Raw genomic sequence first — 19,176 nt, 5'->3', positions numbered from 1 at the left:
GCAGTAACCTCCATATACTCACTCCCAAGTTAAGAACTAACTTGCGGTGGCTAAGTATAACTAGCCTCAATGGGATCCCCAAAAGGCCGTTACCTAAAAAAGCCACCAATATTATGTTGGTTATGGCATAAAGCCAATCCTTACGCGAGTCAGTATCCCAGAATATTTAAGGTTTTAGCGCAATTAGGTCACTTTATCGCAGGATCATAGGTAAGGACACCAACAATAAACTGCCCATAAACCAGTTAAAATGGCGTCGACGTTTATCCGTATTGAGCTTTTTACTGATAGCTGCGCCCACAAACACCCATGTAAAAGACGCCGGAAACCCCACCAGATTAAACACCAGCACGCCCAATACCGCACTGAGCCAAAAGCCATCGCCGCCTAAGGTAAACGCGCTGCAAAGGGTAATGGTCGACATCCAGGATTTGGGATTAATCCACTGAAACAGCGCCGCCTCCATCAAGCTCATCGGTTGACGCCCTTCATCCAAATGCGCAGCCTTTACGGGAGAGGTCACTAATCGATAGGCAAGATGCAGTAAATACAGCAATGCCGCGTATTTCAACGCTTGGTGCAACATCGGAAACGTCTCAAACAAAGCACCAAGACCGAGTAATACCGACAGATGCAAAGAAGTCGAGCCTAAGCGGATCCCCGCGATATGTGGAATGGTGCGCATCACCCCGAAATGGGCACCTGAGCTGGCGAGTAAAACATTATTCGGGCCGGGAGTCATGGTCATGGTTGCACAAAAGAGAGCCGCTGAGGCCATTAATGTCCAAAGTTGTGGATCATTGACAAGTTGAATATCCATAAACACCTTAAATTGTACGCATACAATATTGACAATAAACGAGACAATAAATAATATAGATAGCTTAATGGAGATCAATGGATTTATTGTCATGGGTACAATTTGGACGCCAGATCTAGAGGCATTTACAGGTCCTAAATATCAACGTCTGGTCAGTGCGATCGAGCAAGGCATTTTGCTAAAAGCCCTTCCCCATGGCACGAAACTCCCGCCACAGCGGCGTTTAGCCGATGCACTTGGGGTGACCATAGGTACTGTCACTCGGGCCTATGCTCTAGCGGAGCAACGCGGTTATGTGGAAGCGCGTATCGGTGATGGTACTTATGTCAACGCCTCTCCCGTGCCAGAGCTTAATCATTTGCAGCTCAATATGGCGACTTGTCAGCAGCCGCTGACGGATCAAATCAGTACGCTGAGTGATTGCCTAAGCCAACTGGCTAAGGATCCGGCGAAACTGAGTCAACTCCTTGGCTATCGCGCCAGCCCCTTAGATCAACATCAACAGATATTTCACCACTGGCTTGCGCAACGCGGCATTGAGCAACACCCAGAGCAATTGATCTTTACCCATGGTGGACAACAGGCGATTTTTGCCTGCCTTAATGCTTTCCTGGCCAAGGGCGAGGTACTCCTGCACGAGCAGTACAGCTATCCCGGAGTGCGTATTTGCGCTAAACAATTGGGTATCAATAGTATTGGCGTACCGTTAACCTCTGACGGGGTCGATCTAGCAAGATTCGAGGCTTTAGTTCAAATCCATCAACCTAAACTGGTGTATTTAACCCTCAACAATCAAAACCCCACCTGCATTCAATACAGTGAGCAACAGAGAGAAAAACTGTTGGCACTCGCGGAGCAGTACCAGTTTTATATCATTGAAGATGATGTGAATTATTGTCTCCCTGAAGAGTGGCACCCTCCGCTGTGGCAGTTAGCGCAGACGCTGAATGTGCCGAGGGTCATTTACATTTCAAGCCTGTCTAAGCTGTTTTCAGGGGGCTTAAGGCAAGGTTTTATTTTAGTGCCCGAGCCGCTTATCGCGCCATTGCGCCTCGCCATTCATAGCCAATGTTGGATGGTTTCGCCGCTCAATGTGGAGCTCGCCTGTCAGCTTATCAAGCGCGGGCACATCACGGCCAATCGCGATGCGATTATTCGCGAGCGTCAGCAGCAATGCATGGCATTGGGTGACAAGCTGGGGTTAACTCAACGCTGGCGGGGTTTAAATGGCTGGATCCAGTTACCCGAAGACATTAAAGCCCATCATCTGGTGACCGCCTTAGCGGCAAAAGGCGTGCTGATCCGTAATGGGGATGACTTTAACTGCCATGACAACTTTATCCGATTAAGTTTAGGTGGCGCCGAAAACGATACCCAATTCCAGCTTGCGCTCGACTGCATCGAATCCACCTTTAACGCCCTCAAGCAACACGCCTATTCGGTCGTATAGCAGTTCATTTTCGCGTTAGAAAGCGGCCAAAAAGAAACGCCAGAGTGATGCTCTGGCGTTTTAAGCTTGCTTAATCACAAGCATTTCTGGTGTTGAAATTTAACGTTATGGCGCCTTGAACACAAGCTATGGCTATTGCACCTTGATTTGGTACACGCTGGTTGTGCCACTGACTTCATTACCAATGATCAACAGAGGCTGACCATTAGGACTCTTCTCGGCACTCACAAACTTCATGCCTTCTGGCCCTAAATCTCCCGCTAAACTGGCATCGCCTTTCACTTCGCCTGTGTCCGTATCTATGCTGAAATCTGCCTCAAAATCACGGTTTACCACATAATCCACAAAATGCACGTCGAAGGGATTCGTCACGTCGTAAATCATAAAGCCAGAGGTACGTTCAAGCCCGATAAAGGCATAGAGTTTTTGACCAATTTTGCCTAAAGCTAAGGCTTCTGGCTCAGGGCCTTTATCGTCACTGCGACTATCGCCTTTGTTTTCTTCATTGTTATTGTTGAAGTTATTGCCTAACAAGGCTGCGGTGATCCGCTCAAAATCGCTACCACTGTCAAACACCTGTTGACCATCGGCCGTCCAGATTGAGAAGGAGCGCGCGCCGAAGCTCACGATTTTGTCGTAATCGCCGTCGTTATCGTCATCACCCATACTCTTAGTCACTTTCAAACGGGCTAATTGGGTCTTATCTTTTGCGGCGGCAAATTGTGGATGATTAGGATCTAAGGTTAAGTCACCGGCGCGGGCTTCCTCCGAAAACCCAGCATAATCGCGAGAATCCCCTTCGTTAGCGGTGACAATAAAGTCAGTATTATTCCAACGGTAACTCGCTACGGTATCGGGTTGATACATGCCATACACACCCGCATAGGCCTGAAGGTTGACCATATCGTCCTTGTCACTTGCATCAATTTTATTCACATCAAGACCGTAATCCTTCAGTCCTAAGGGTAAAATCTTCGCTACTTTGGCATTGGCGATATCAATCACCGCGATGGCATTGTTCTCCTGCAGACTCACAAAAGCACGGCTGTTATCGGGGCTGACACTGATATACTCAGGCTCTAAGTCCTGCGCGACAGTGGCCATAGGGCCATTGATTTTAATGTCCTTGGTGATTTCATTATAGCGAGCATTGCCCTGATTAAACTCGGTGAATGTCACTAGCGTCGCCGTCGCTGAGGGTTTACCATCCGCAATGGCGATAATCGCCACACTGCCCTCTGGGTCGATACTATAGTCTTGATTTGGTTCGCCTTCGTTCGCAACGAGTACCGTTTTGCCATCATGACTAAAGACGACGTTATCCGGTAATGCACCAACTTCAACCGCGCTGAGATACTGCGGCGTCTCATTGCCATTGAGTTGGTAGAAAGCCACATAGCCATTGGCTTGAGTCTTATTGCCTGCAGCATCGCCGCGCTCAATGGCCGCCGCTAACAAGTTACCAGAAATACTGATACTGTTAACGCTGCCCATAAAACTTAAGCCTACATCTTTGGCGACATCCAGCTCTGCTAGCTTATCAAGATTATTCAAGGCTAATGGCGCAGTTGCCTTAGCCGCGTTGCTGAGCAAGTTAGCGTCGATAATGTCGACCTTACCGCTTTTCGCATTAACCACAAAAATACGCTGAGAAGCACTGTGGTATTCAACAATTTCAGCAGCGCTCAGGCCATAAGTGCCTGTTTGATGACGGCCGATCAGCTCCGCCGACACTCCCGCAGATTGGGGTTGGCAAATAAATTGGGTTTGCGCCGCATCGATTTCAGTCTCTTCCAACTGGCCATTACGATTTGTATCAAGCCCTGTATCGATGCGTTGACCACCAGCGGGACAGTTTGCATCACCTATAGCGAGTGCAGTCACGTTCACTAATGAATTTAAGCCGTTCTCCCCCTGCTCACCATTGGTACCGTCATCACCATTACAGGCACCAAGGAGTAAACTTGCCAGTATCGCACCGGCCAGCGGCAGTCGTTTTGTGTTCATTGCATCATTCCTGAATGTGTTGTTATTAGTCGTAGGGTTAAGCTAAAGCCCATTAAACTAATCCGCATTCAAGACGGTTAGATGACATACAGATGACACTGGAGTGACAATCTCAGTCGAATGAATGACGCTAAGGCGTGTATGAGTACATCAATGCAATACAAGGACATAAATTCCATTTTGGTTACAATTTAAGTGTAAAGATATCGTCATCGAGATTGGCTTATTTGCCTGAGCGTTTTACTATGTTATGGCTTAATATCCTTAGACTCGATACAAGCCGAGGACTTAAATCAACTGTGCCTATGACGGTTGAGAGACTCTTCGCCGGCCACTCATTTCTTCCCTATACTCCTCCAATACTCATGGCGAAATTACGCTATGGTAATTGAGGCAAAATGAGTCGCCATTAGGCAAAATTGTTACCCTACAATTTCGGTTTTCGAGTGACATAACACTTAATATCGCCTTCTTTCGCCACCCGAGGTAACTGTGGACCCACAACCGTCAAGCTATCCGACTAAACCGAGCAACATTCCCCACTTGGCACTGCTGATCCCTATGCTCGCCGCCATTGTCGCGATCACGCCGCTCGCGATCGACATGTATTTGCCCGCTATGGCAACACTTGCCCAGAGTTTTCATACCGATATCACTCTAGTCCAACAATCCTTGAGTGTTTACTTAGGAGGCTATGCCCTCGGTATGTTGTGTTTTGGCCCCCTTGCCGACCGTATTGGCCGTCGCCCTTTGGTAATAATGGGCCTCTCAGGCTTTATGTTAGTCAGCCTATTGCTCGGCTTAGCCGAGCAGATTGAAGTGTTTTTGGGCCTGCGCTTTTTACAAGCCTTTATCGGCGCAGCGGCCACTGTGGTTGTCCCTGGGTATATCAAAGAAGTCTATGGTGAAAACACGGCTAAGGGCATGTCTTATGTCAGTTTAATCATGATGTTAGCGCCATTATTAGCCCCAAGCATCGGTAGCCTTATCCTCGAGCTTGGTGAATGGCATTTGATCTTCTTTATCCAATCGGCTTATGCCATGTTGTTGCTGTTGTTGGTCATTACGCTGCTGAGAATGCCCAGCGATAAAGATCAGAGTAGCCGGAGTCAAAAATCCTTTTTAGGGGCTTATGCGACTGTGTTTTCACGTCCTGGCGTCAAAATGAATATTGCCAGCGGTGTACTCACCTCCTTTGCGTTTTTCTGTTATTTAACCGCATCGCCCTTTGTCTATATGGAGGTTTTTTCCTTAGATAAATCCTTATTTGCCCTACTCTTTAGTACCAATGTGGGTGCGCTGATGCTAGCAAATATTATCAATACCCGAATTGTGGGCCGCTATGGCTCGTTAAGGATGCTGCACGTATCGACTTTCTTCGGTGCGCTGGCGGCGGTCGGTTTACTGGGGGTGAATTTACTGGGGCTCAGTTATCACTTCACCGTGTTGATGCTGATCCCGCTGATGGGGAGCCTTGGTATCATGTCGGTCAACGCCGATGCCATTGTGCTCATGAAGTTTAAGCAGGAAACGGGCACGGCCACGGCGGTGATTGGCACCTTAAGATTTGGCTGCGGCGCCTTAGCAGGGCCATTACTCGCGCTGTTTTATAATGGCACCGCAGTGCCTTTCTCGGCATTAATGTTAACGGCAGTGTTATTGGTAGGATTCTGTCAATTTAACCGACCGACTCATCAAGCCAAGCCGAAGGAATAATTCACTTCTTTACACCAGCGACACTAACCAATCACTATGCCTATAGCGTCTTGTAGTTGATTTGTAACAATTAAGCACTTTCTAAATAAACGGCACTTAGGTGCCGTTTTCATATGAAATATATTTAACTCATTATAACCAAAGAGATAAAATAAAATTGCCACAAAACATTATGCTTGTTTAATGCAAGTTTATCGCGCCTAAACATGAAATTGTTTCAAGTTGGTTATTTTTTACATAAAAGCCTTGAAATGTATTCTTTTTTGAATATGATGAAATTCTGTTCATTGCAACAGCTGCTGCATCCAAAGGGATGAGCGCTTGAAGTCGATGATTTCAAGCTCAGCAATCGGAGTCTGAATTACCCTTTCAGGCTTATTTTTAGAGCGATTACCGTCGCTGTAACAAGATACTGTTTACCGTAACGGTACTATGCAATAGGAGTTTCACATGGAGAAGTTATCCGGCGCCAGCATGATTGTGCGATCCCTTATCGATGAAGGTGTAAAGCACATATTTGGTTATCCTGGCGGCTCAGTGTTAGATATCTACGACGCCCTGCACCTTATCCCCGGTATTGAACATATTCTGGTTCGTCACGAACAAGCTGCCGTGCATATGGCCGATGGTTATGCCCGCGCCACGGGTAAAGTGGGCGTGGTACTCGTGACCTCAGGCCCAGGTGCCACCAATGCTATTACCGGCATCGCCACCGCCTATATGGATTCAATTCCATTAGTGGTGTTATCAGGCCAAGTGCCGAGCAATTTAATCGGTAACGATGCGTTCCAAGAATGCGACATGATTGGGATTTCACGCCCAGTCGTCAAACACAGCTTTTTAGTACAAGATCCCACTCAAATTCCTGAGATCATTAAAAAAGCCTTTTATATTGCTTCCACAGGTCGCCCCGGCCCCGTGGTTGTCGACTTGCCAAAGGATTGCCTCAATCCAGCATTACTGCACGACTATATTTACCCCGAGAGCATTAAAATGCGCTCCTATAATCCAACGACATCGGGCCATAAGGGTCAAATTCGCCGTGGATTACAGGCATTACTCGCCGCGAAAAAACCTGTGCTTTATGTGGGTGGAGGCGCCATTATCTCAAGCAGTGAAAAGCAGATCTTAGCCCTAGCGGAAAAATTAAATATCCCCGTTGTCAGCACCTTGATGGGCCTTGGCGCCTTCCCTGGCACCCATAAAAACAGCTTAGGAATGCTGGGGATGCACGGTCGTTATGAAGCCAACATGACCATGCATAACTGCGATCTTATCTTCGGGATTGGCGTGCGTTTTGATGACAGAACCACCAACAACATCGAAAAATACTGCCCTAATGCCACCATTTTACATATTGATATCGACCCTTCATCGATTTCAAAAACCGTGCGAGTGGATATCCCCATCGTTGGCTCCGCCGATATCGTACTAGACAGCATGCTAGCTTTGCTGGAGGAATCAAAGGAGAGCAACGATAGCGAGGCAATTAATCAATGGTGGCAAGAAATCACGGTTTGGCGTAACCGCAACTGCTTGGCATACGATAAGGAAAGCCATCGGATCAAACCACAGCAAGTGATTGAAACCCTTTACAAACTCACTAATGGTGAGGCCTATGTCGCCTCGGATGTAGGCCAGCATCAAATGTTTGCCGCGCTGTATTATCCCTTTGATAAACCTCGTCATTGGATTAACTCCGGCGGCCTTGGCACCATGGGCTTTGGTCTACCCGCTGCCATGGGAGTCAAAATGGCAATGCCGGACGAAACCGTTGTGTGCGTCACGGGCGATGGTTCGATTCAGATGAATATTCAAGAGCTTTCAACCGCTCTGCAATACGATACGCCGGTTAAAATTATCAACTTAAACAACCGTTTCCTTGGCATGGTGAAACAATGGCAGGATATGATCTACTCGGGTCGCCATTCCCATTCCTATATGGATTCGGTCCCCAACTTTGCCAAAATTGCCGAAGCCTATGGCCATGTTGGTATGACGATTAGCGATCCTGCTGAGCTTGAGTCTAAGATGGCCGAAGCCCTTGCCATGAAAGACAGACTGGTATTTATCGACATTATGGTGGATGAGACTGAGCACGTGTATCCCATGCTTATCCGCGGCGGCGCGATGAATGAAATGTGGTTAAGCAAAACGGAGAAATGCTAATGCGTCGAATTATATCTGTATTACTCGAAAACCAATCCGGCGCTTTATCTCGTGTTGTCGGGCTGTTTTCCCAGCGCGGTTACAACATTGAAAGTTTAACTGTGGCACCAACCGATGATAACACCTTATCGCGCCTAAACATTACCGTGGTGGCCGACGAAAAAGTGCTAGAGCAAATCGAGAAACAGCTGCACAAGTTAGTCGATGTGCTTAAGGTGTCAAATGTCACCGAATCGGCTTATATCGAGCGGGAGTTGGCACTGGTTAAAGTCCGCGCCCAAGGGGAATTACGGGAAGAAATTAAGCGTACCGCCGATATCTTCCGTGGGCAAATTGTCGATGTCACCGCCAATCTCTACACCATTCAATTGGTGGGCACGACCGAAAAGCTCGACGCCTTTATTCACTCCATGGGTGAAGTGACCAAGGTAGTTGAAGTGTCACGCTCGGGCGTTGTGGGTCTGGCCCGAGGCGAGAAAGCGATGAGAGCCTAGCGCTGATATCCCCATTAACCCTATGTGAGCTTGCCATCGTAATACTTTGACATAGACCACATGGGATTTTATTGGTGGGATAACAATAAGGGGAGCATTAAGCTCCCCTTCTTTATCCGTGCGATTCAGGATTAGGATTGACCATCTAATAGGCGCGAGGTGGTGATTTCAATCTTGCGTGGTTTTAACGCTTCTGGGATTTCACGCACTAAATCAATGTTCAATAAACCATTCTCTAAACTGGCACCCAATACGGTCACATAATCCGCCAGTTGGAAGGTACGTTCAAACCCGCGCTCGGCAATACCTTGGTATAGGTATTTACGCTCGGTTTGGCTTTCGGCTTTATTGCCTTTAACCAGTAATTTCTCACCTTCACTACTGATCTCAAGCTCTTCCATCGAGAACCCGGCCACGGCCATCGTAATGCGATAACGATTTTCGCCAAGGAGTTCAATGTTATATGGAGGATAACCTGAGTTGCCATTATTCGCGGCAGCATGTTCTGCCATCTGGGCTAAACGATCAAAACCAATAGCACTACGGTAAAGAGGAGTTAAATCATAAGTACGCATATTCATATCCTTGTCTTAAGCAATATGGGAAAGTGGCGAACGTTTTCCAATTGAAAACGCATTTATCTCGCCTAAATTAACTTCTGTCCTAGCGGCACAGAATCGATTGGGATCCTCATCGAGCGATCCTGCAATAGATATAAGGATAGGAAAGCGGATTTCAAGTAAGGTTTTTAAAATTTTTTAAAAACTGAATAAAAATAACCTGTTACTAGGGCTACTAGCATTAAACTCTTTGTCTTTGCCGTAGTTAGCAAAATGCCGCCAATAAAAAAGGAGCCCTTAGGCTCCCTTCTTCGGTCTCACACTCAGATTAACGAGTACGTGGACACAGTTCTTCAGCACTGAAGAAGTAAGCAATTTCACGTGCTGCTGATTCTAAAGAATCAGAACCGTGAGCTGCGTTTTCGTCGATGCTTTGAGCGAAATCAGCACGGATAGTACCTGGAGCCGCTTGAGCTGGGTTAGTTGCACCTAAAATTTCGCGGTGAGCTAAAACAGCGTTTTCGCCTTCTAATACTTGAACCATGATAGGGCCAGAAGTCATGAAAGCAACCAGAGCACCGAAGAAGCCGCGCTCGCTATGCTCAGCATAGAAACCTTCAGCTTGTTCTTTAGTCAGGTGTAACATTTTAGCTGCAACGATCTTCAGACCAGCAGTTTCAAAACGGTTGTAGATTGCACCGATGTGGTTTTTAGCAACAGCATCAGGCTTAATGATAGAAAATGTGCGTTCGATCGCCATAACAAGCTTCCTTTGTCAGCAAGTTTGAAAAATTCGCGCGGATTATACGAAATTTAAAAAACAAATCCTATCTTTAAAGCAAATAAGTCTGAGATATTGCGCACATTGGCTGGATTTGTAACCAGATTGATCACACAAAAACGCCAGACCTGTCATTCGACTGGACTGGCGAAAGGATAACAACACAACTAAATTGGCATATTTGCCAAAGACTCAGGGGTTATTTTTTATTTTTGGCCCAAATACTGGCCCACGCAATCAGCGCAACCAGAATAATCGCGGGAGCCAAATCGAGTAAATGATGGAATATACCGACACCGCCATGACCAGGATGAGCCCATGCCAAGGCGGGTAACAGTGTGAATAACAAAGCAAACAAAAGTTTCATGTGAACATCCTTGCGTAGCCAGAATAACATTAAGCGCTTAATCACTTAACTGATACATAACAAGGTACGTCATTCACTTAAAATGAATTTGATGCCGATCAAACTCCTACAAAAATCCCCTTTTAGGGATCACTAAACGTGACAATTGTCACGTTAGTACGGTTTTTGCGGGACAAGATGCCCCATCGGGGCGATGGTTATTTCTCTTCAATCCAGCATTGCTGAATGGCTTCTAATATCCGCTCATTACAATGCTTAGGATCGTCATCAAAATCATCGAGGGCTAATACCCACTCATATAACTGAGTAAAATGCAGCTTGTGGGGGTCAACCTCAGAATGCTTCTCCAGCAATTCTAAGGCGATATCTAATGAGTCAATCCACTTTAACGACATCCGCTCCCCCTTGTGCCATCTGCAGCTAAACCTTGCTCTCCTGAGTGTAGCTTAAGAACGCGTTAACTCTACGCTTGAGTGGGCTTTTTTGCCTTGAGGGCGTTCTTTTCAACAAACTCAATAATGGCACCGGCAACATCTTTTGCGGTGGCGCCTTCAATCCCTTCAAGGCCTGGCGAGGAGTTTACTTCCATCACCACAGGGCCATGATTTGAACGCAGTAAATCGACACCCGCCACATTGAGGCCCATTGTCTTGGCCGCACGAATTGCTACTGAACGCTCTTCGGGTGTCAGTTTAACTAAACTTGCGGTGCCGCCACGATGTAAGTTTGAGCGAAACTCCCCAGGCATGGCTTGGCGTTTCATCGCTGCAATCACTTTATCGCCTAACACAAAGCAGCGAATGTCGGCGCCATTGGCTTCTTTAATGTATTCCTGCACCATGATGTTGGCTTTTAATCCCATAAAAGCTTCAATCACACTCTCAGCCGCTTTACGGGTTTCGGCTAACACCACCCCAATGCCCTGCGTGCCCTCAAGCAACTTGATCACTAATGGCGCGCCGCCCACCATATCGATAAGATCTGGAATATCGCTCGGCTTATTGGCAAAGCCGGTGATCGGCAAGCCGATACCACGGCGTGACATCAACTGCATCGAACGTAACTTATCGCGGGAGCGCGAAATGCCGACGGAATCATTGAGCGCATACACGCCCATCATCTCAAACTGGCGCAGCACAGCTGAGCCATAAAAAGTAATAGAAGCACCAATACGCGGGATCACCGCATCAAAAGGCGGCAATTCTTCCCCACCAATATGTATGCTCGACTGGCGCATATTGATGTTCATATAGCATTCGAGCGGATTGATCACTTTGACTTCGTGACCACGTAATGTCGCAGCCTCAACGAGTCGCTTTGTGGAATATAGCTCTGGCCCTTGCGATAGGATCGCGATTCTCATTCTGGTCTCCGACAACCATTTCATTTTGAGCGCATAATACGCTTGCTTAGGGATAAATCAATCATGGCAATTATTGCTTGCGCAAATGCTGGGCGCCAGAAGCCAAAAACCAGTCACATGGACTGGTTTTTGACGATATCATCGCATCGGCTTGATTAACCTTCGCTCACCATATTCACAGTGTACTTCGGAATTTCAATCACCAGATCGCTATCGACAACTTTGGCTTGGCAAGACAAGCGGCTCTCAGGCTCAAGTCCCCATGCCTTATCGAGCATATCATCTTCAAGCTCATCGCTTGGCTCTAACTCATCAAAACCTTCACGCACGATGCAATGGCATGTGGTGCAGGCACAGGATTTTTCACAGGCATGCTCAATATTGATGCCGTTACGCAGCGCCACATCGAGAATCGTTTCACCTACTTTGGCTTCCAACACTGCGCCATCGGGACATAACTCAGCATGGGGAAGAAAGACTAACTGGGGCATCACATCACCTATATGTTGTCAATTGACTGACCCTTAAAGGCCACTCGAATAGAATTGTCCATACGCTTCGCGGCGAAATCCTGAGTATGTTCATCGAGGACTTCAATCGCTTGCTTAATCGCATCGGCATCATCACCACGGGCAATTTCGGCAAGCTGCGCCATGACCGCATCAATCTGCTGACGCTCATCGCTTGTCAGCAGGTCACCATCTTTTGCAAGCGCCGCATTTAACGACTCAAGTACCCTTGCCGCCTCCACTTGCTGCTCGGCCAGCATACGACGACTAATGTCTTCCTTCGCATGCTTCATCGAGTCCTTGAGCATAGTCGCGATTTCGGTATCCGATAAACCAAACGAAGGCTTGACCTGAATGCTCGATTGCACGCCAGTGGATTTCTCCATCGCGGTAACGCTAAGCAACCCATCGGCATCGACTTGGAAGGTCACACGAATATGGGCTGCGCCAGCCGCTAACGGGGGAATACCTTTAAGGGTAAAGCGTGCGAGTGAGCGACAATCATCGACTAACTCACGCTCGCCCTGCACCACATGGAAGGCCATCGCCGTTTGACCATCCTTAAAGGTGGTAAACTCTTGGGCGCGAGCGACTGGAATTGTGGTGTTACGAGAAACCACTTTTTCCACTAAACCGCCCATGGTTTCAATCCCTAATGACAAGGGGATCACATCGAGCAGTAATAATTCAGACTCGGGTTTGTTACCGACCAGAATATCGGCCTGAATCGCCGCGCCAATCGCAACGACGCGATCTGGGTCGATAGAGGTTAATGGCGCCTTACCGAAAAAGGCTTCAACTTGTTCACGCACTAATGGCACGCGGGTTGAACCACCCACCATCACGGTTTCTAACACTTCATCAGCCGTTACGCCCGCATCACGTAGGGTGCGACGACAGCTGGCGATAGTTTTCTTCACTAATGCGCTGATTAAGTTATCAAATTCAGCTTTGGTCACCACTTGCTTGAGCACAGTGCCATCGGCAAGTGTCAGGCTCGCTTCGACGTCACTCGCATCGGTTAAGGCTTCTTTCACGCGGCGCGCTTCAATCAATAACTGACGGCTTAGCTGCGGATCAAGGTTCGTCAATTGCCACACTTGCTGCATATGCGCCTGCAACAGATGGTCAAAGTCATCGCCGCCCAGCGCCGAATCGCCGCCCGTGGCCAGCACTTCAAAGACGCCGCGATTTAAACGCAGAATAGAGATATCGAAGGTACCGCCGCCGAGATCGTAAATCGCGATTACACCTTCTTGCTTCGAATCTAACCCGTAGGCGATTGCCGCCGCAGTAGGCTCGTTTAGCAGGCGCAATACTTTAACACCGAGCAAAGACGCGGCATCTTTAGTCCCTTGACGCTGCGCATCATCGAAATACGCCGGCACAGTGATCACAACACCCTGCAGCTCGCCACCGAGGGTTTTCTCGGCGCGTTCAACCAGAGGACGTAAAATCTCCGCCGACACTTGCACCGGATTCACTTGCCCTTGAGGCGTAACAAACAGCGGTAAACCGTTTTCACTGGCTTCAAACTGGTATGGGAACGCTTGCTCACCAGATTGAATATCCGTGAGGCTGCGGCCCATAAAGCGTTTGACCGATACGATAGTATTTTTAGGATCCTGCGCAGAACTTAACGCCGCCACCTGACCTACTTCAATGCCATCTTGAGTGTAACGGACGATAGAAGGTAAAGAATGCTGCCCATTTTCATCGGGTAAGGTCGCCGTTACGCCGCTGCGAACGGCGGCCACGAGGGAATTAGTGGTACCTAAATCGATGCCAACGGCAAGTCTATGTTGGTGCGGCGCGGCACTTTGTCCGGGCTCTGCAATCTGCAAAAGGGCCATATGTATCCAACTTAGTAGCGCCGACTCAGACCCGTCTGAATCGGCTAAATAACTGCAATAGGGAAAATTAATCGAGCAACGCGTCTTCGATACGCGTCAGCTCATCGTGTAATTTTGCCATAAATTTAAGCTTGCGTACTTGATCCGCCGCTAACAAGGCGTCTTCTTCGCTGTCACTGCTTAGCTGTGCGGTGAGCAATTTCGTCAACTTTGTCCGATAGGCCGCGAAAGAGTCGTATAACTCATCAATGCATTCTTGAGGATCGGCGCTATCGCGAATGTCTTCTAACGCCTCACGCCATTCCATCTGCTGCATTAAAAATGCAGTATCTTTCACTGTGGTGGTTTCGTGGCTTAAATCGATACCACGTAGCGACAGCATATGCTCGGCACGGCGGATAGGATCTTTTAGGGTTTGATAACCGTCATTCACTTGCGCAGTGCGTTGCACCGACAATAAGCGTTGTTGCTCGGTATCGTTGGCAAACTTATCGGGATGCACCGCCCGTTGCAGTTCGCGGTAGCGTTCTGCAAGCACAGCGGTGTCAATATCGAAGGCAGGGGAAAACTTAAACAGCTCGAAATAATTCATGCGTCAATTCGGCAATTAAACAGTGAAACTCTCACCGCAACCGCACTCACCTTTTGCGTTAGGATTGTTAAATTGGAAACCTTCGTTCAGGCCTTCTTTAACAAAATCCAACTCAATGCCCTGTAGATAGATAAAGCTTTTCGCATCGATAATGATTTTAACACCATCAATATCATACACTTCATCGTCATCATTCAGCGCATCAACAAACTCAAGCACATAAGCCATACCGGAACAGCCAGAAGTCTTTAAGCCGAGGCGCAGGCCGATGCCCTTGCCTCGATTCGCTAAGAAAGATCTGACGCGCTCAGTTGCCGCTGGGGTCATTGTAATCGCCATCTTAACTCCAGATGTTACTTAGCTTGTTTCGATTTGTACTCGTCGATCGCCGCTTTAATGGCATCTTCTGCCAAAATAGAACAGTGGATTTTCACCGGTGGCAAGGCTAATTCTTCCGCGATATCGGTGTTTTTGATGGCCGCCGCTTGCTCGATAGTCTTGCCTTTCACCCACTCGGTTACCAGTGAGCTAGACGCAATCGCGCTGCCACAACCGTAGGTTTTGAACTTTGCGTCTTCGATGATGCCGTCTGCGCCGATTTTCAGCTGTAACTTCATCACGTCACCACAGGCAGGTGCTCCCACCATACCGGTCACGACCGAAGGATCGTTCTTGTCGAAAGAACCAACGTTACGTGGGTTCTCATAATGATCTATCACTTTTTCACTGTAAGCCATGGTACTGCTCCAAAATTATCTATTGTAAATGGTCGAATTAATGATGTGCCCACTGCACCTGATTCAGGTCGATGCCATCTTTGAACATCTCCCACAATGGAGACATTTCTCTTAATTTATCAATAGATTGTGTAATAGTTTCGATAGCGTGGTCGATTTCTTCTTCGGTGGTAAAACGACCGATTGAGAAACGAATTGAGCTATGCGCCATTTCATCATTTAAACCGAGCGCACGTAACACGTAGCTTGGCTCGAGACTGGCTGACGTACAGGCAGAACCCGATGAAACCGCTAAATCTTTTAATGCCATCATCAGCGACTCACCTTCAACATAGTTGAAGCTGACGTTCAGGCTGCCACTCACACGGTGAGTCATATCGCCGTTTACATACGTCTCTTCGATATGTTTGATGCCATTCCATAACTTGTCACGCAGCTTAGCGATACGGGCGTTGTCCGTAGCCATTTCAGCTTTTGCAATCGCCGCCGCTTCACCTAAACCAACAATTTGATGAGTCGCCAGAGTACCACTGCGCATACCACGCTCATGACCACCGCCGTGCATTTGCGCTTCTAAGCGAATACGTGGCTTACGACGAACGTACAGAGCACCAATCCCTTTTGGACCATACATTTTGTGGCCAGAAATAGAGATCAGGTCAACCTTAGTGGTTTGTACATCAATAGGTAATTTGCCCGCGCTTTGTGCCGCATCCATATGGAAAATAATGCCTTTTGAGCGGCATAACTCGCCGATGGCATCCACATCGTGGATCACACCTATTTCGTTGTTGACGTGCATGATGCTGACAAGAATAGTGTCGTCACGCATCGCGGCTTCTAAACGTTCCATCGGAATGATACCGTTGGCTTCAGGCTCTAAATAGGTCACTTCAAAGCCTTCGCGCTCAAGCTGACGGCAGGTATCCAGTACTGCTTTGTGTTCAGTCTTGCTGGTGATGATGTGCTTGCCTTTCTTATTATAGAAATGCGCTACACCTTTAATTGCCAGGTTGTTTGATTCGGTTGCACCTGAGGTAAACACGATTTCACGGTGATCGGCATTGATAAGCTCTGCCACTTGGTTGCGAGCCACATCGACCGCTTCTTCCGCTTGCCAGCCATAACGGTGTGAACGTGATGCTGGGTTACCGAAGATGCCATCCATCGTCATGTATTGGAACATTTTTTCCGCGACTCGCGGATCAACTGGCGTGGTGGCGGCATAATCTAAATAGATAGGAAGCTTCATAACACACTCCGTACTTAGCAGTCTCTGCCGAGGCTACATACAACGTACAAAAATAATTTTTATCGTATAACAAAAAGCCTATAAGCTGACTCTTTGCTCCTTTTGCATAGTGTCTTGCTTAAGCGAGATAAACTGCACATCTCGTTTCTGCATTAAGCCAGCAAGACTGATACCATCTAGAAAATCTGAAATTTGTTTGCTTAAATCGCCCCAGAGCGAGTGCGTTAAGCAGCGAGTTCCACTCTGGCAATTGCCTAATCCTTGACAACGAGTCGCATCGACAGACTCGTCCACGGCATGGACAACCATGCCAACCGAAATATCGTTAGCTTCGAGGCCTAAGCGATAACCACCACCTGGACCACGGACACTGGCCACTAGGCCATGTTTACGTAACTTTGCGAAGAGTTGTTCCAGATAGGAAAGCGAAATCCCCTGTCTTTCAGAGATATCCGCTAAGGGAACCGGTCCCGAAGCCGAGTGGATGGCCACATCGAGCATTGCGGTTACTGCATAACGGCCTTTAGATGTAAGTTTCATAACTACCATAGCTCCCAAACAGGTATGGGGTTATTTCAACATACCCGAGTAATTCAGTCAAGTATAAACCCTAGTAAAATACTCAAGTATAAAAGCGTGCAGTGAACCAATACCCTTTCATCTTGGTGGGGTATTTAACCTTTTTCTGCCCTAAGATTCAATGCTAAAGGGGCAATTAATCGTCCTAATCGGCCCCATATCGGGATCTAACGCACTCTCTTGGAACGAAAGCTAGCCACCTAGGTCCACTCTGCTTAAAAACCGTGCAACCACAGTGGAAATTGAACTGCAATCATCGGTGGCAAAGCGTGTGGATTATATCTACACGCCACTACGCCACACGCCTCACTTAAATGCTGGGGTCAAACTCGTCGAGCGCACTCTGGCGTTTATCGGCGGCGGCTTTTTCCGCGTCGTTAAACTCACCCACATTCAGCTCTGGCAATCTTTCGGTACATACATCGCCACCTAAACGCTGAATGGCTTGACACAATTCCTGCACTTTTGAATCCATTAAATGCATATGGTCCAGCATTTGACCGATAGCGTTCGCGACGGGATCCGGATTATCGGGAGACACAGCATACGCATCGAAACCATATTTCTTGGCCATGGCACTGCGACGCTCAGACTTCTCTTTCGATTGTGGCGAAGGTGTGGCCACTACGCGCCCAGGGATCCCGACCACAGTCGTATCCTTAGGCACATCTTTCACCACCACAGAGTTAGAGCCGACACGCGCCCCATCATGCATAGTGATAGGACCTAAAATCTTAGCACCTGCGCCCACAACCACGTTATTGCCCAGTGTTGGATGGCGTTTACCTGCCTGCCAAGTGGTGCCGCCGAGCGTTACGCCGTGATACAAAGTACAATCATCGCCAATCTCGGCGGTTTCACCGATCACCACGCCCATACCATGGTCGATAAAGAAACGATCGCCAATGGTGGCACCCGGATGGATCTCCACTCCCGTCAGCCAGCGCGAAAAAGTCGATAAACAACGGGCCATTAAGCGCCAATCACGCTTCCATAACTTATGGCTTATCCGGTGCAGCCAAATGGCGTGCATGCCAGGATAGTTGACCAAGATCTCAAAGGCGCCGCGCGCCGCGGGATCACGGTGATATATAGATTCAATGTCTTCTTTTAGCCTAGCTATCACACCCATGCTTCAATCCTTCGCGATTAGCGTTATTTGCCAAATGTGCTTTGGCTATTTTTGTTTGTTACCCACCACTTTATCTATCGAGGTTAGAATGCCTCGAAGAATGTTCATCTCTTGGCTTTCGATACGTGCACGGCTAAACAGACGACGTAGCTTAGTCATCACTTGGCCGGGGTGGTTTTTAATAATAAAACCTGTCGATGATAAGGTGCTTTCTAAGTGCACAAAGAAACGCTCGAGATCGGCAGAAAGCGGATATTCTTCCTCCACTTGCGGCGCCGCTGTTTGCGCTAAGTGTGCTACACGCGTCTCATAACAAATAATCTGCACTGCTTGCGCTAAATTCAATGAGCTGTATTCAGGGTTAGCAGGAATAGCCACATGATATGTACATTGCTGCAATTCTTCATTGGTCAAACCATGGTTTTCACGGCCAAAGACAATGGCGACAGGTCCTGATAATCCCTCAGTGACCAGCTTTTGCCCCGCTTCACGCGGATCGAGCATTGGCCAATCTAAGGTACGACTGCGAGCACTGGTGGCAATCACTAAACTGCAATCGGCGATGGCTTCTTCTAAGGAATCCACTTTCACCAAATGCTTTAAAATGTCCGATGCACCGGCAGCCAAGGCGATGGATTGACCATCTACTTCACATCTTGGTTCGGCAAGATACAGGGTCGATAACCCCATGGTCTTCATCGCTCTGGCGGTCGAGCCAATATTGCCGGGGTGCGATGTCCCCACTAAAATCACACGAATATTACTTAGCATGAAACGACTTAATTTAATTCACAA

The 19,176-nt window shown here is 47.8% G+C and carries 20 protein-coding genes; 4 read left to right on the top strand and 16 right to left on the bottom strand.

Going from position 1 to position 19,176, the window contains the following annotated elements; genetic code table 11:
* Positions 1 to 193: 193 nt before the first annotated feature.
* Positions 194 to 820: a LysE family translocator gene (locus tag SHEWMR4_RS09265; protein ID WP_011622525.1), complete on the bottom strand. Its 627-nt coding sequence runs from the start codon at positions 818 to 820 to the stop codon at positions 194 to 196.
* A gap of 91 nt (positions 821 to 911) precedes the next feature.
* On the opposite strand from SHEWMR4_RS09265, the gene SHEWMR4_RS09260 reads away from it, so the two are divergent.
* Positions 912 to 2,270 carry a PLP-dependent aminotransferase family protein gene (locus tag SHEWMR4_RS09260; protein ID WP_011622524.1) on the top strand — a complete coding sequence of 453 codons (1,359 nt, stop codon included), beginning with the start codon at positions 912 to 914 and terminating at the stop codon, positions 2,268 to 2,270.
* A gap of 132 nt (positions 2,271 to 2,402) precedes the next feature.
* On the opposite strand, the gene SHEWMR4_RS09255 is transcribed toward SHEWMR4_RS09260, so the two are convergent.
* Complete coding sequence (locus tag SHEWMR4_RS09255; RefSeq protein ID WP_011622523.1) at positions 2,403 to 4,277, bottom strand: choice-of-anchor I family protein; 1,875 nt, start codon at positions 4,275 to 4,277, stop codon at positions 2,403 to 2,405.
* 492 nt (positions 4,278 to 4,769) lie between these two features.
* On the opposite strand from SHEWMR4_RS09255, the gene SHEWMR4_RS09250 reads away from it, so the two are divergent.
* The 3 genes from SHEWMR4_RS09250 to ilvN all read left to right on the top strand — a co-directional run bounded on the left by SHEWMR4_RS09250 (position 4,770) and on the right by ilvN (position 8,656).
* Complete coding sequence (locus SHEWMR4_RS09250; RefSeq protein ID WP_011622522.1) at positions 4,770 to 5,993, top strand: multidrug effflux MFS transporter; 1,224 nt, start codon at positions 4,770 to 4,772, stop codon at positions 5,991 to 5,993.
* Positions 5,994 to 6,443: 450 nt separating this feature from the next.
* Positions 6,444 to 8,162, top strand: a complete 1,719-nt coding sequence (locus SHEWMR4_RS09245) for an acetolactate synthase 3 large subunit (RefSeq protein ID WP_011622521.1) — start codon at positions 6,444 to 6,446, stop codon at positions 8,160 to 8,162.
* On the top strand, positions 8,162 to 8,656 hold the full coding sequence (gene ilvN / locus SHEWMR4_RS09240; RefSeq protein ID WP_011622520.1) for an acetolactate synthase small subunit: 495 nt from the start codon (positions 8,162 to 8,164) through the stop codon (positions 8,654 to 8,656). Before SHEWMR4_RS09245 ends, ilvN begins: the two co-directional genes overlap by 1 nt.
* 131 nt (positions 8,657 to 8,787) lie before the next feature.
* Here the strand turns inward: ilvN and SHEWMR4_RS09235 are convergent, their stop codons facing one another.
* The 14 genes from SHEWMR4_RS09235 to trmJ form a co-directional block, all read right to left on the bottom strand.
* The gene (locus SHEWMR4_RS09235) at positions 8,788 to 9,231 is read right to left on the bottom strand and encodes an Hsp20 family protein (RefSeq protein WP_011622519.1); all 444 of its coding nucleotides are present in this window, start codon (positions 9,229 to 9,231) and stop codon (positions 8,788 to 8,790) included.
* A 313-nt stretch (positions 9,232 to 9,544) separates the two neighbouring features.
* Positions 9,545 to 9,976, bottom strand: coding sequence for a nucleoside-diphosphate kinase (gene ndk / locus SHEWMR4_RS09230; RefSeq protein ID WP_011622518.1), 432 nt, complete (start codon positions 9,974 to 9,976; stop codon positions 9,545 to 9,547).
* Between the two features lie 220 nt (positions 9,977 to 10,196).
* On the bottom strand, positions 10,197 to 10,364 hold the full coding sequence (locus SHEWMR4_RS09225) for a hypothetical protein (protein ID WP_041408760.1): 168 nt from the start codon (positions 10,362 to 10,364) through the stop codon (positions 10,197 to 10,199).
* Between the two features lie 197 nt (positions 10,365 to 10,561).
* Positions 10,562 to 10,759 carry a Fe-S cluster assembly protein IscX gene (gene iscX, locus SHEWMR4_RS09220; RefSeq protein ID WP_011622517.1) on the bottom strand — a complete coding sequence of 66 codons (198 nt, stop codon included), beginning with the start codon at positions 10,757 to 10,759 and terminating at the stop codon, positions 10,562 to 10,564.
* Between the two features lie 68 nt (positions 10,760 to 10,827).
* Complete coding sequence (rimK, locus tag SHEWMR4_RS09215) at positions 10,828 to 11,727, bottom strand: 30S ribosomal protein S6--L-glutamate ligase (protein ID WP_011622516.1); 900 nt, start codon at positions 11,725 to 11,727, stop codon at positions 10,828 to 10,830.
* A 155-nt stretch (positions 11,728 to 11,882) separates the two neighbouring features.
* Positions 11,883 to 12,218 carry an ISC system 2Fe-2S type ferredoxin gene (fdx, locus tag SHEWMR4_RS09210; RefSeq protein ID WP_011622515.1) on the bottom strand — a complete coding sequence of 112 codons (336 nt, stop codon included), beginning with the start codon at positions 12,216 to 12,218 and terminating at the stop codon, positions 11,883 to 11,885.
* 8 nt (positions 12,219 to 12,226) lie between these two features.
* Entirely contained in the window at positions 12,227 to 14,089 is a 1,863-nt protein-coding gene (hscA, locus tag SHEWMR4_RS09205) for a Fe-S protein assembly chaperone HscA (protein ID WP_011622514.1), read from the bottom strand.
* A 67-nt stretch (positions 14,090 to 14,156) separates the two neighbouring features.
* Positions 14,157 to 14,681: a co-chaperone HscB gene (gene hscB / locus SHEWMR4_RS09200; protein WP_011622513.1), complete on the bottom strand. Its 525-nt coding sequence runs from the start codon at positions 14,679 to 14,681 to the stop codon at positions 14,157 to 14,159.
* A 15-nt stretch (positions 14,682 to 14,696) separates the two neighbouring features.
* Entirely contained in the window at positions 14,697 to 15,020 is a 324-nt protein-coding gene (iscA, locus tag SHEWMR4_RS09195; protein ID WP_011072278.1) for an iron-sulfur cluster assembly protein IscA, read from the bottom strand.
* A 14-nt stretch (positions 15,021 to 15,034) separates the two neighbouring features.
* On the bottom strand, positions 15,035 to 15,418 hold the full coding sequence (gene iscU / locus SHEWMR4_RS09190) for a Fe-S cluster assembly scaffold IscU (RefSeq protein WP_011072277.1): 384 nt from the start codon (positions 15,416 to 15,418) through the stop codon (positions 15,035 to 15,037).
* Positions 15,419 to 15,455: 37 nt separating this feature from the next.
* Positions 15,456 to 16,670 (bottom strand): IscS subfamily cysteine desulfurase, encoded by a 1,215-nt coding sequence (locus tag SHEWMR4_RS09185; protein ID WP_011622512.1) that lies wholly within the window; start codon positions 16,668 to 16,670, stop codon positions 15,456 to 15,458.
* Between the two features lie 78 nt (positions 16,671 to 16,748).
* Positions 16,749 to 17,210, bottom strand: a complete 462-nt coding sequence (iscR, locus tag SHEWMR4_RS09180) for a Fe-S cluster assembly transcriptional regulator IscR (RefSeq protein WP_006081858.1) — start codon at positions 17,208 to 17,210, stop codon at positions 16,749 to 16,751.
* Between the two features lie 349 nt (positions 17,211 to 17,559).
* Positions 17,560 to 18,381, bottom strand: coding sequence for a serine O-acetyltransferase (gene cysE, locus SHEWMR4_RS09175; protein WP_011622511.1), 822 nt, complete (start codon positions 18,379 to 18,381; stop codon positions 17,560 to 17,562).
* A 45-nt stretch (positions 18,382 to 18,426) separates the two neighbouring features.
* A complete protein-coding gene (trmJ, locus tag SHEWMR4_RS09170) occupies positions 18,427 to 19,152 on the bottom strand; it encodes a tRNA (cytosine(32)/uridine(32)-2'-O)-methyltransferase TrmJ (RefSeq protein ID WP_011622510.1) in 726 nt (241 codons plus the stop codon).
* Positions 19,153 to 19,176: the final 24 nt, after the last annotated feature.

This window comes from Shewanella sp. MR-4 (assembly GCF_000014685.1).
GTDB lineage: Bacteria > Pseudomonadota > Gammaproteobacteria > Enterobacterales > Shewanellaceae > Shewanella.
Note: the sequence above shows the minus strand (reverse complement) of the source record. Positions and strands in the feature narration are given on the sequence as shown.

What these genes read in the sequence shown, in the direction of transcription:
- SHEWMR4_RS09265 (WP_011622525.1), bottom strand. Translation starts at nt 820, where the DNA reads ATGGATATTCAACTTGTCAATGATCCACAACTTTGGACATTAATGGCC.
- SHEWMR4_RS09260 (WP_011622524.1), top strand. Translation starts at nt 912, where the DNA reads ATGGGTACAATTTGGACGCCAGATCTAGAGGCATTTACAGGTCCTAAA.
- SHEWMR4_RS09255 (WP_011622523.1), bottom strand. Translation starts at nt 4,277, where the DNA reads ATGAACACAAAACGACTGCCGCTGGCCGGTGCGATACTGGCAAGTTTA.
- SHEWMR4_RS09245 (WP_011622521.1), top strand. Translation starts at nt 6,444, where the DNA reads ATGGAGAAGTTATCCGGCGCCAGCATGATTGTGCGATCCCTTATCGAT.
- ilvN (WP_011622520.1), top strand. Translation starts at nt 8,162, where the DNA reads ATGCGTCGAATTATATCTGTATTACTCGAAAACCAATCCGGCGCTTTA.
- SHEWMR4_RS09235 (WP_011622519.1), bottom strand. Translation starts at nt 9,231, where the DNA reads ATGCGTACTTATGATTTAACTCCTCTTTACCGTAGTGCTATTGGTTTT.
- ndk (WP_011622518.1), bottom strand. Translation starts at nt 9,976, where the DNA reads ATGGCGATCGAACGCACATTTTCTATCATTAAGCCTGATGCTGTTGCT.
- SHEWMR4_RS09225 (WP_041408760.1), bottom strand. Translation starts at nt 10,364, where the DNA reads ATGAAACTTTTGTTTGCTTTGTTATTCACACTGTTACCCGCCTTGGCA.
- iscX (WP_011622517.1), bottom strand. Translation starts at nt 10,759, where the DNA reads ATGTCGTTAAAGTGGATTGACTCATTAGATATCGCCTTAGAATTGCTG.
- rimK (WP_011622516.1), bottom strand. Translation starts at nt 11,727, where the DNA reads ATGAGAATCGCGATCCTATCGCAAGGGCCAGAGCTATATTCCACAAAG.
- fdx (WP_011622515.1), bottom strand. Translation starts at nt 12,218, where the DNA reads ATGCCCCAGTTAGTCTTTCTTCCCCATGCTGAGTTATGTCCCGATGGC.
- hscA (WP_011622514.1), bottom strand. Translation starts at nt 14,089, where the DNA reads ATGGCCCTTTTGCAGATTGCAGAGCCCGGACAAAGTGCCGCGCCGCAC.
- hscB (WP_011622513.1), bottom strand. Translation starts at nt 14,681, where the DNA reads ATGAATTATTTCGAGCTGTTTAAGTTTTCCCCTGCCTTCGATATTGAC.
- iscA (WP_011072278.1), bottom strand. Translation starts at nt 15,020, where the DNA reads ATGGCGATTACAATGACCCCAGCGGCAACTGAGCGCGTCAGATCTTTC.
- iscU (WP_011072277.1), bottom strand. Translation starts at nt 15,418, where the DNA reads ATGGCTTACAGTGAAAAAGTGATAGATCATTATGAGAACCCACGTAAC.
- SHEWMR4_RS09185 (WP_011622512.1), bottom strand. Translation starts at nt 16,670, where the DNA reads ATGAAGCTTCCTATCTATTTAGATTATGCCGCCACCACGCCAGTTGAT.
- iscR (WP_006081858.1), bottom strand. Translation starts at nt 17,210, where the DNA reads ATGAAACTTACATCTAAAGGCCGTTATGCAGTAACCGCAATGCTCGAT.
- cysE (WP_011622511.1), bottom strand. Translation starts at nt 18,381, where the DNA reads ATGGGTGTGATAGCTAGGCTAAAAGAAGACATTGAATCTATATATCAC.
- trmJ (WP_011622510.1), bottom strand. Translation starts at nt 19,152, where the DNA reads ATGCTAAGTAATATTCGTGTGATTTTAGTGGGGACATCGCACCCCGGC.